At 68.4% G+C, this 10,227-nt stretch carries 9 protein-coding genes; 4 read left to right on the top strand and 5 right to left on the bottom strand.

Annotated elements, in window-relative coordinates:
- The 3 genes from MVA01S_RS09135 to MVA01S_RS30320 form a co-directional block, all read left to right on the top strand.
- The coding region (locus MVA01S_RS09135) for an ATP-dependent DNA ligase (RefSeq protein WP_060941580.1) at nt 1–1,130 on the top strand (1,130 nt) is incomplete at its 5' end.
- Nucleotides 1,131–1,243: 113 nt separating this feature from the next.
- Nucleotides 1,244–3,550 (top strand): carbon starvation CstA family protein, encoded by a 2,307-nt coding sequence (locus tag MVA01S_RS09130; RefSeq protein WP_003928779.1) that lies wholly within the window; start codon nt 1,244–1,246, stop codon nt 3,548–3,550.
- Nucleotides 3,550–3,687 carry a YbdD/YjiX family protein gene (locus MVA01S_RS30320; RefSeq protein ID WP_003928780.1) on the top strand — a complete coding sequence of 46 codons (138 nt, stop codon included), beginning with the start codon at nt 3,550–3,552 and terminating at the stop codon, nt 3,685–3,687. Before MVA01S_RS09130 ends, MVA01S_RS30320 begins: the two co-directional genes overlap by 1 nt.
- 79 nt (nt 3,688–3,766) lie before the next feature.
- On the opposite strand, the gene MVA01S_RS09125 is transcribed toward MVA01S_RS30320, so the two are convergent.
- Together MVA01S_RS09125 and MVA01S_RS09120 are read right to left on the bottom strand one after the other, a co-directional pair.
- The gene (locus MVA01S_RS09125) at nt 3,767–5,005 is read right to left on the bottom strand and encodes a cytochrome P450 (RefSeq protein WP_003928781.1); all 1,239 of its coding nucleotides are present in this window, start codon (nt 5,003–5,005) and stop codon (nt 3,767–3,769) included.
- Nucleotides 5,006–5,019: 14 nt separating this feature from the next.
- Nucleotides 5,020–6,051, bottom strand: coding sequence for an LLM class F420-dependent oxidoreductase (locus MVA01S_RS09120; RefSeq protein ID WP_003928782.1), 1,032 nt, complete (start codon nt 6,049–6,051; stop codon nt 5,020–5,022).
- Between the two features lie 78 nt (nt 6,052–6,129).
- Here MVA01S_RS09120 and MVA01S_RS09115 point away from each other — a divergent pair, with 78 nt between their 5' ends.
- A complete protein-coding gene (locus MVA01S_RS09115; protein ID WP_003928783.1) occupies nt 6,130–7,626 on the top strand; it encodes an acyl-CoA carboxylase subunit beta in 1,497 nt (498 codons plus the stop codon).
- A gap of 55 nt (nt 7,627–7,681) precedes the next feature.
- Here the strand turns inward: MVA01S_RS09115 and MVA01S_RS09110 are convergent, their stop codons facing one another.
- From MVA01S_RS09110 to MVA01S_RS09100, 3 genes are read right to left on the bottom strand one after another with little or no spacing between them, the layout of a single operon-like run.
- Nucleotides 7,682–8,725 carry a TIGR03857 family LLM class F420-dependent oxidoreductase gene (locus MVA01S_RS09110; RefSeq protein ID WP_003928784.1) on the bottom strand — a complete coding sequence of 348 codons (1,044 nt, stop codon included), beginning with the start codon at nt 8,723–8,725 and terminating at the stop codon, nt 7,682–7,684.
- Nucleotides 8,722–9,096 carry a nuclear transport factor 2 family protein gene (locus MVA01S_RS09105; protein ID WP_003928785.1) on the bottom strand — a complete coding sequence of 125 codons (375 nt, stop codon included), beginning with the start codon at nt 9,094–9,096 and terminating at the stop codon, nt 8,722–8,724. Before MVA01S_RS09105 ends, MVA01S_RS09110 begins: the two co-directional genes overlap by 4 nt.
- Entirely contained in the window at nt 9,093–10,190 is a 1,098-nt protein-coding gene (locus MVA01S_RS09100; protein WP_003928786.1) for a phosphotransferase, read from the bottom strand. Before MVA01S_RS09100 ends, MVA01S_RS09105 begins: the two co-directional genes overlap by 4 nt.
- Nucleotides 10,191–10,227 lie beyond the last annotated feature (37 nt).

The raw sequence follows: 10,227 nt of genomic DNA, 5'->3' as shown, positions 1-10,227 counted from the left end.
CCGCCGCGGTGCGCCGCGCCGCGATGCTGGGCGGGGACCTGCCCTCGGTGGCCGCCGCGGCCGTCGCCGACGGTGAGCCCGCGCTGCAACAGTTCACCCTGCAGGTGGGCCGGCCGGTGGGCCCGATGCTGGCGCAGACGGCCTCCGGTGTCGCCGACGCCCTCGACCGCCTCGGCGGGCCCGCGCTGTTCGAGGCCAAACTCGACGGCGCACGCGTGCAGATCCACCGCCGCGGCGACACGGTGTCGATCTTCACCCGCAGCCTCGACGACGTGACCGCCCGGCTGCCGGAGGTCGTCGACGCGACGCTGGCGCTCCCGGTCACCGACCTGATCGCCGACGCCGAGGCGATCGCACTGCGCCCCGATGGCCGTCCGCACCGCTTCCAGGTCACCGCGTCGCGCTTCGGCCGCCGCGGCGGCACGCCGGACCCGATGCAGCAGCGCCTGTCGGTGTTCTTCTTCGATCTGCTGCACGCCGACGGTGTCGACCTGCTCGACCTGCCCTCCCGCGAGCGCATCGCCAGGCTCGACGCGACCGTGCCTGCCGCCCAGCGTGTCGACCGGCTGGAGACCTCCGACCCCGCCGCGGCGCAGGCCTTCCTCGAGGCGACGCTGGCCGCGGGTCACGAAGGCGTGATGGCCAAGTCCCCGTCGGCGCCGTACGAGGCCGGGCGGCGCGGTGCCGGCTGGCTCAAGGTCAAGCCCGTGCACACCCTCGATCTCGTGGTGCTCGCCGTGGAATGGGGTTCGGGGCGGCGCACCGGCAAGCTGTCCAACATTCATCTCGGCGCGCGTGATCCGGCCACCGGCGGCTTCGTGATGCTCGGCAAGACGTTCAAGGGCATGACCGACGAGATGCTGACGTGGCAGACGGGGCGGTTCCTGGAACTGGCCGACGGAGCGGCGCCGGCCGCGACATCAGATCGAAGCCCCACAGATCAGTACGTCGTGACGGTGCGGCCCGAGCAGGTCGTCGAGATCGCATTCGACGGAATCCAGACGTCGTCGCGCTACCCGGGCGGGATGGCGCTGCGGTTCGCCCGTGTGCTTCGATACCGCGACGACAAGACCGCCGCAGAGGCCGACACGATCGACACCGTGCGCGAAATCTACGATCGCGGAAGCTGAGGTCCCAAACGGGGGTTTCCCCACATGTGCGCTCCGTCCGGTGCCAGTATCGAGACGAGGCATGGATCCAGGGCAGAAACGCAGTCGAGCCGACGAAGGAACCGGGAGACACCGTGGCCACACCCACCGCCGCACCATCGGAACGCGTCGAAGAGACCGATGGGGACATCACCTACATCCGGACGGACAAGGACCTGCCGCCTGTCGCGATCATCGACAGATCACCGATCACCGTCAAGCACCGGATCATCTTCGCCGTCGTCGCTGTGCTCGGCGCCATCGCCTGGGCGATGATCGCGTTCTTCCGCGGAGAGACGGTCAACGCGGTCTGGTTCGTCGTTGCCGCGGTCTGCACCTACGTCATCGGTTTCCGGTTCTACGCCCGGCTCATCGAGATGAAGATCGTCCGCCCGCGCGACGACAACGCCACGCCGGCAGAGGTTTTCGAGAACGGCACCGACTACATGCCGACCGACCGGCGGGTGCTCTTCGGTCACCACTTCGCCGCGATCGCCGGGGCGGGACCGCTGGTGGGCCCGGTGCTGGCCACCCAGATGGGTTATCTGCCGGGCGCGATCTGGATCATCATCGGCGCCGTGGTCGCCGGCTGCGTGCAGGACTACCTGGTGATGTCGATCTCGGTGCGGCGGCGCGGGCGGTCCCTGGGGCAGATGGCGCGCGACGAACTCGGTGTCGTGGGCGGTGCCGCCGCGATCATCGGCGTGCTGGTCATCATGGTGATCCTGCTGGCGGTGCTGGCGCTGGTGGTGGTCGGCGCGCTCGCCGAAAGTCCCTGGGGCGTCTTCTCCATCGCGATGACGATCCCGATCGCGATCTTCATGGGCCTGTACCTGAGGTACCTGCGGCCGGGCCGCGTCTCGGAGGTCTCGCTGATCGGCGTGGCACTGCTGCTGCTTGCGGTCGTCGCGGGCGGCTGGGTCGCCGACACCGCTTGGGGCGTCGAGTGGTTCACGCTGTCGAAGGTGACGCTGTCGTGGTGCATCATCCTCTACGGCCTGGCCGCGTCGGTGCTGCCGGTGTGGCTGCTGCTGGCCCCCCGCGACTACCTGTCGACGTTCATGAAAGTCGGCACGATCGCGCTGCTGGCGATCGGCATCCTGCTGGCCCGGCCGGTGATGGAGGCGCCGGCGATCTCGTCGTTCGCCGCCAGCGGCACGGGGCCGGTGTTCGCCGGTTCGCTGTTCCCGTTCCTGTTCATCACCATCGCCTGCGGTGCGCTGTCGGGATTCCATGCGCTGATCTCCTCGGGCACCACGCCCAAGCTGCTGGAGAAGGAGAGCCAGATGCGGCTCATCGGCTACGGCGGCATGCTGACCGAGTCGTTCGTGGCGATCATGGCGCTGATCACCGCCGCGATCCTCAACCAGCACCTGTACTTCGCGATGAACGCCCCCGCCGCCTCGACGGGAACCACCGCCCAGAGCGCGGCCGACTACGTCAACGGCCTGGGCCTGTCCGGTGCGCCGATCACCGCCCAGGAGATCACCGATGCCGCCGCGGGCGTCGGTGAGGAATCCATCGTGTCCCGCACCGGTGGCGCCCCGACGCTGGCGTTCGGCATGTCCGAGGTGCTGCACCAGGTCTTCGGCGGCGCAAGCCTCAAGGCGTTCTGGTACCACTTCGCGATCATGTTCGAGGCGCTGTTCATCCTCACCACGGTCGACGCCGGTACCCGGGTGGCCCGGTTCATGTTGTCTGACGGCCTGAGCAACCTCGGCGGTCCGTTCAAGAAGCTGCGCAACCCCAGCTGGCGGGTCGGTGCGTGGATCTGCAGTGTGGTGGTCGTCGCCGCGTGGGGCAGCATCCTGCTGATGGGGGTGACCGACCCGCTGGGCGGCATCAACACGCTGTTCCCGCTGTTCGGTATCGCCAACCAGCTGCTGGCGGCCATCGCGCTGACCGTGGTGACGGTCGTGGTGATCAAGCGCGGATTGTTGAAATGGGCCTGGATACCCGGGATTCCGCTGCTGTGGGATCTGGTGGTGACCATGACGGCCTCCTGGCAGAAGATCTTCTCCGGGGATCCCAAGGTCGGTTACTGGACGCAGCATTTCCAGTACCGCAACGCCCGTGACGGCGGCGCGACGAGTTTCGGTGCGGCCAAGGACGCCGGTCAGCTCGACGCCGTCATCCGCAACACGTTCATCCAGGGCACGCTGTCGATCATCTTCGCGGTGCTGGTGATCGTCGTGGTCACCGCCGGAGTGATCGTGGCGCTCAAGGCGATTCGCGGCAACGCGGGCCCGACGAGCGAGGACGACCCGATACCGTCGCGGATCTTCGCCCCGTCCGGCATGGTCATGACCCCGGCAGAGAAGGAGGTGCAGAAGCAATGGGACGCATTACCGCAAGTACACGGGCGGCCCTCGGTCAGCTCGGCTGGTACTGCAAATCCTTGATGGGCGACAACCATTACCAGCGTTACCTGGACCATCACGCCCGCACCCACCCCGGTGAACCGCCGATGTCCGAACGCGAGTACTGGCGGCACCGGCATGCGGCGGCCGACGCCAATCCGGGAGCCCGTTGCTGCTGACGCCTTCTTTCGCGCCGAAACCGCATTCCACGCGGCCAGAACCCGCCGGCGGCCGCGTGGAATGCACGTTCGGCGGACCTCAGCGGGTCAGCGTGTACCGGATCGGGAGGTGCTTGAGCCCACCGACGAAGATCGTGGCGATGTGCTCGGGCCGCCCGGCCAGCTCGACCGAGGTCAGCCGCGGCAGCAGCTCGGCGAAGAAGCTGCTGATCTCCATGCGTGCCAGCGCCGCCCCCAGGCAGAAGTGCACGCCGTAACCGAACGCGACGTGCTTGTTCGGGTCACGCCCGACGTCGAACCGGAACGGATCGGTGAACACATCCTCGTCCCGGTTGCCCGACGGGTAGGACAGCAGCACCGACTCCCCCGCCGCGATCGGCACACCGCGAACCACGGTGTCCTGCTGCGCCGTTCGCATGAACTCCTTGACCGGGGTGACCCAGCGGATCATCTCCTCGACCGCCAGCGGCAGCAGCTCGCGGTTCTGCTGGAGCCGCTGCAGCTGGTCCGGGTTCTCGATCAGCGCCTGTAGGCCACCCGAGATGGTGGCGCTGGTGGTGTCGTGACCGGCGGTGGCCACGATCAGGTAGTAGGACACCGTGTCGATGTCGGACAGCGGTTCCCCGTCGATCCGGGCGTTGGCGATCGCCGAGGCCAGATCCTCGGTGGGGTGGGCGCGTCGCGCGGCGGTGATCTCGTTGAAATAGTTGAACATGTCGAACAGTGCCAGCCCGCGCTCCTCCATGCTCGCCCCGCGCTGCAGTTCGGCGTCGTCGTTGCCGAACAGTTCCTGGGTGTAGGTCAGCATCCGCGGGAAATCGGACTCCGGGATGCCGAGCAGCGACATGATCACGTACAGCGGGAAGTTCACCGCGACCTCCTGAACGAAGTCGCATTCGCCACCGCGGTCGTACATCTGATCGACGAAGGTCTTCGCGAGCTCGTCGACCCGGACTTTCAACGCGCGCATGGCTTTCGGCCGGAACCAGTCGGCGCCGATCGCCCGGACCTTGCGGTGCTGGGGATCGTCGAGGTGGATCAGGGTGCTGATGCCCATCGACTCGTGCTGGGCGTCACCTTCGGCGGTCGTCAGCACCGGTCGCGGCGAGTTGGTGAACACCGCGTTGTCTCGTTCGATCGCCATGATGTCGGCGTGCTTGGTGATCGCCCAGAACGGGTTGTACCCCGGGGCCTCCACCCACGACACCGGCGCGTTGCGGCGCAGGTGCGTCATCGCCGCGTGCAGTCGGGTTTCGTCGGCGTACGCGCTGGGATCGGCGAAGACCCCGGCCGCTCCGTCGGCGATTCGAACAGTCATCGGTGTCTCCTTCGTCATGCGCCGTTGCGCAGATCGGTGACCAGGTCGACGACCGTCGCCTCGTCGATGGACGGCGGAAAGCCCACCAGCACACGGTCGATCAGTCCGTCGCAGCGCGCCCGGATCTTGTCGGCCAGGTCGTCGACCGGTGCGACGACCGCGAACTCTTCGAGGATGGCGTCGTCGATGAGGGACCCCATCGAGTCCCACTCACCGGCACGGGAGAGCCGGTGCAGCTCGCCGTGCAACTCGCCCCAGCCGTGCAGGTCCAGCACACTGCGGTAGGCCGGCGTGGACGCGTAGAACGCGATCTGCTTACGGGTGGCCGCCGCCGCGTCGGCCATCTGGCGCTCATCCTGGCCCGTGACGACGAACAGCGGGCAGGCCACTTCGACGTCACCCCGGGTGCGTCCGGCCCGCTCGATGCCGCGCGTCAACGTCGGGATGGTGACCTCGCGGACGTAACGCTGCGTCGAGAAGGCATGCGCGAGAAGGCCGTCGGCCACCTCACCACACATCTCGGTCATCCGGTCCCCGACCGCGGCGACGAACACCTTGGGATCGCCGTGCGGCTGCCTGGGCGGGACGAACATCGGCGTCATCAGCGTGTGCCGGTAGAACTCGCCGACGAAATCCAATCGGGTGCCGTCGCCCCAGCACCCCCAGATCGCGTGCAGCGCCAGCACGAACTCCCGCATCCGGGCGACGGGTCGGCCCCACGGCATGCTGAACCGCTTCTCGATGTGCGGTTTGATCTGCGACCCGAGACCCAGGATGAACCGGCCCTGCGAGTAGTCCTGCAGATCCCAGCCGATCTGGGCCACGGTCATCGGGTTGCGTGCGAACGCCACCGCGATGCTGGTGCCGAGCTCGATGGAGTGGGTGTGCTCGGCCGCCAAGGTCAGCGGCAGGAACGGATCGTGGTTGATCTCGGCCGTCCAGCAACCGTCGTAGCCCCGCTGTTCCAGCGTCCTCGCCGCGGCGGGAACGTGGGACAGTTGACTGACGACGGCAGCGTCCACCTTCAGGCCGCCTTCAGCACCCATGTTGAACGAAGCTACAGTAAGCAATTCAGTAAGGTCAACGTTGCGAACCGCGTGCCGCCGGAGGACAGGAGTCTGCGCATGGCCAGTGCCGAGGATTGGCAGGACACTCTCGCCGAGCTCGCCCGCAGGCGCGGGGTGTCCACGTCCATGGGCGGCGAGGACCGCCTGGCCAAGCACCACGGCAAAGGCAAACTGGACGCCCGCGGCCGCCTCGGGCACCTGCTGGACAAGGGCTCGTTCCGGGAGTTCGGCACGCTGGTCGGCGGCGACATCGCCGCCGACGGCATCGTCACCGGGTCGGGCCTGATCGACGGCAGGCCGGTGCTCGTCGGCGCCGAGGACTTCACCACGCTGGCCGGCAGCATCGGGCCCGGCGGCAACGCCAAGCGGTACCGGCTCGCCGAGCTGGCACTGCGGGATCGGGTACCGCTGGTGATGCTGTTGGAGGGCGCGGGATTCCGGCCCAGCGGGGAGCATTACGGGCGCGCACCGACCGACCTGCTGGCCCAGGCCCGCTGCTCGGGCCTGGTGCCCACGGTCAGCGGGCTTTTCGGGCCGTCGGCCGGGCACGGCGCGCTGGTCGCGCCGGTCTGCGACTGGACGATCATGACCCCCCAGGGTGCGATCTTCACCGCGGGCCCGCCGGTGGTGAAAGAGTCCACCGGCGAGGAGATCTCGAAGGAGGACCTCGGCGGGCCGTCGGTCGCGCTGGCCAGCGGGGTGATCCACAACCTCGGGCGAGACGATGCCGCGGTGCTCGACGACATCCGCCGGTACCTGGCGTACTTCCCGTCCAGCGCGTGGTCCTACCCGCCCTCGCTTCCGGGGGGCCCGGCGACCGCGCGCCGGTCGACGCCGGAACTGCTGGACATCGTGCCGCGCGGCAACCGCCAGGTCTATGACATGCGCGCAGTGCTCGACGTGGTCTTCGACGACACCGACTGGTTCGAGGTACAACCCAGGTTCGGAAAGGCCATGATCACCGCGCTCGCCCACCTCGGCGGGCATCCGGTGGCGGTGGTTGCCAACCAGCCCAAGGTGCTGGCCGGCTCCATCGACGCCGATGCCGCCGACAAGGCAGCGCATTTCATCATGGTCGCCGATGCGTTCCACCTGCCGATCGTGTTCCTGGCCGACAACCCGGGGATGCTGCCCGGCAGCCGCTCGGAGAAGACCGGCGTACTGCGCAGCGGCGCCCGCATGTTCGCCGCCCAGACCACCGCGACCACGCTGAAACTGCATGTGACACTGCGCAAGGCGTACGGCTTCGGGTCGATGGTGATGTCGCTGCTGGGCTTCGACAACCAGAGCGCGACGTTCGCCTACCCGGGCGCGACCATGGGCGCGATGAGCGCGGCGGCGCTGAGCCGGGCCTCGCACGCGAGCGAGGACATCGAGGCCAAGCTGCGTCAGGCCGAGGTGGATGCGTCGTTCCGGTCGGCGGGGCACCTCGGCTTCGACGACCTGATCCACCCGCAGGAGACGCGCGACGTGCTGCTCGACGCGCTCGAGCGGGGTCTCCACAGCCGCCAGGCCGCCGCCGAACCGGTGACCCGCACGGCGATCACCCCCTAGCCCCCTGCGGATCCGGCGCGCACAGGCACCCTCGGTGTCGCATAGCGCGCCGGATTCACCCCATCGCGCGGTAGGCGGCGACGACCGGGGCCAGTTCGTCGGGCGTGGCGCCGTGCATGATCACCGCGTCCGCGCCATAGTCGAACTCCTTGCGCACCCGCGCCGCGCACTGCTCCGCCGATCCGGTGGCGGCAGGCTCGAGCCATTCGTCGGGGATCAGCGTGGCGATGTGTTCGATCTGCTCGGCGGTGGCCTTGTGGTCGATACCGCCGCCGACGGACTGGACCACCTTGTCGTCCCGGAACCGTTGCAGCACAGCTGGATCCCACCCGTTGGTGGTGACCAGCAGGTCGCCGTACCCCTGCAGGTAGGTGGCCAGCCGGGCCACGGTCTTCTTCAGCCGCAGCTCCTCGGGCAGGTGGTCGCCGACGGTCGCGAAACACGACCACACGCGCACCGAGGCCGGATCCCGGCCGGCCTGCTCGGCGGCGTCCTTGACCGTCTTGACCGCACGCTGCAGTGTTTCGGGGGTGAAGTAGGTGTGCAGGATGACGTCGTCGAACTCCCGGCCGCCCAGCGCGAGGGTCTGCGGTCCGAACGCGACGATGGCCAGCCGGATATCCTCCCGGAAGTCCGGGTCGAGGAACAGCACCGGATACTTGCCCAGGGGCCCGTCGTGGTTGAAGATCAGCTCGCCGTGCCAGAGCTTGCGCATCACCTGCGCGAAGTCCTCCATCTGCGCGGTGGTCACCGCGGGTATCCCGAACGCGCTGTAGATCGCGCCGATCCCGCGGCCGATGCCGAGTGTGAACCGGCCGCCGGAGAGCCGGTGCATCGTGGTCGCCCACGAGCCCGTGATCAGCGGATGGCGGGTGTTGTGGTTGGTGGCCGCGGTCGCGATCTGCATGCGATTGGTCACCGCCAGCGCCGCCCCCGTCAACGACGACGCTTCCTTGACGTTCCACCGTTCGGAGATGAACCCCGTCCCGAAGCCCAGTTCCTCACCACGGCGGGCCTCGTCCATCAGCGTGGCGGGACCCTCACCCCCGGCGCCGGCCAGCAGGTAGTAGCCCAGTTCATCCAGCGTCGCACCCGTCATGACCAAATCCCTTGCTTGTAGCCGCAATTCCAGACTTCGGTGATCCTGCCATCGACGACGCGGAAGATCTCCATACTGCTGATCGTCGTCTCGGTGCCGTCCTTGAGAGTCATCGGCGACTGGTACACGATCGCCACGTGCTCTCCGTCGTCGCCGGCGACCACGAGGTTGAGGTCGAAACGGATGGCCGAGAACATGTCCCAGTGATCGACGATGCGGGCCACCGCCTGCTCGTGGGTCAGGGTGGACGACTCCCCCACGTCGTGGCGGATCACACTGTCGCCCATCAACTCCTCGGCGAGTGCGAAGTCCCGTTGATTCCAGACCACCAGGTTGTACTGCTCGACCACCTCACGGGCGGATCGGGTCACGCGAAGACCTCCGTCGCGTCGATGTCGTCCACCGCGGCGACGGCGCGGGCAGTCAGTTCCAGACACAGCGCCCGCGAGCGTTCCGGCAAGGTGTCCCAGCCGATCAGCGTGATGACCGGGAGCATCATCAGATAGGCCACCGCGAACCGGTAGTGCCGCCAGGCGTCGTCGAAGCCGTAGGAGGTGAGGCCGCGGTCCCGCAACGCCCCGAGGTACTCCCGCACCAGCGACTGGTCATGGCCCCGTCGCACCGCGGTGGGCAGACCCTGGCTGACCAGGTAGCCGATGTCCGCGGCGCCGCAACCCACCGACGCGAACTGGAAGTCGACGATCTTGAGCCGGTCGCCGTCGAAGAACATGTTGTCGGCCCGGATGTCGCCGTGCAGCAGCATCGAGTGCTCGGTCAGCGCCGACAGCGCCTGGGGTGCCGACTCGGCAAACCGCTCGGCGAACCGCGCCACCCGGCGCGGGACGGCAGCGCCGGACCTGTCGCGGTACACCTGCCACCCCGGCCCGAACGCAGGCACCAGCAGTTCCCGGACCACCGGTGTGGACAGACTCGGAAAACTCTGCAGCGCAGAGCAGTTGACGGGATCGGCCGACCAGGCGTGCAGAGCGGCCAGGTTCGCGATGGCCAGCCGGGTCCGGTCCATCGACAAGCCGGCGAGATGGTCGGCGTTGTCCCAGTCGCGCAGGTCTTGCAGCAGCAGCACGAAATCGACCGAGTGCTCGGCGATCCGCGCGGCATAGACCCGCGGCGTGTCCATCGGCGCGCGGCCGGCCACGTCGCGGTAGAACCTGAGTTCGCGCCGGTAGCCGTCCAGCAGTTCCATCGCGCCGCGGGCCTCGGATTCGGCGGGCAGCTTGGCGATCAGGGTCGCGGGCACGTCGTCACCGGTGAGGTGCAGGCGGTAGAGCAGCGACGAGAACCCGGAGTCCTCGGCGATCCGCTCGGCGCGGACGTCGGTGACCAGAGCCGTGCGCGGCAGCCCGGCATCGGTGTGCAGGACATCGGTCAGCCACTGCGGCGTCAGGCCCGCGACGCTGCCCGGCACCGCGGTCGCGTTGCCCGCGTCGGTCGTTCCCGAAGTCACCGTTGACCTCCCACAGTTATTTGACGCCGCGCAACTA

The organism is Mycolicibacterium vaccae NBRC 14118 = CIP 105934 (assembly GCF_001552715.1).
In the GTDB taxonomy this organism is placed as follows: domain Bacteria; phylum Actinomycetota; class Actinomycetes; order Mycobacteriales; family Mycobacteriaceae; genus Mycobacterium; species Mycobacterium vaccae.
This window is presented reverse-complemented; position numbering and strand designations above follow the sequence as displayed.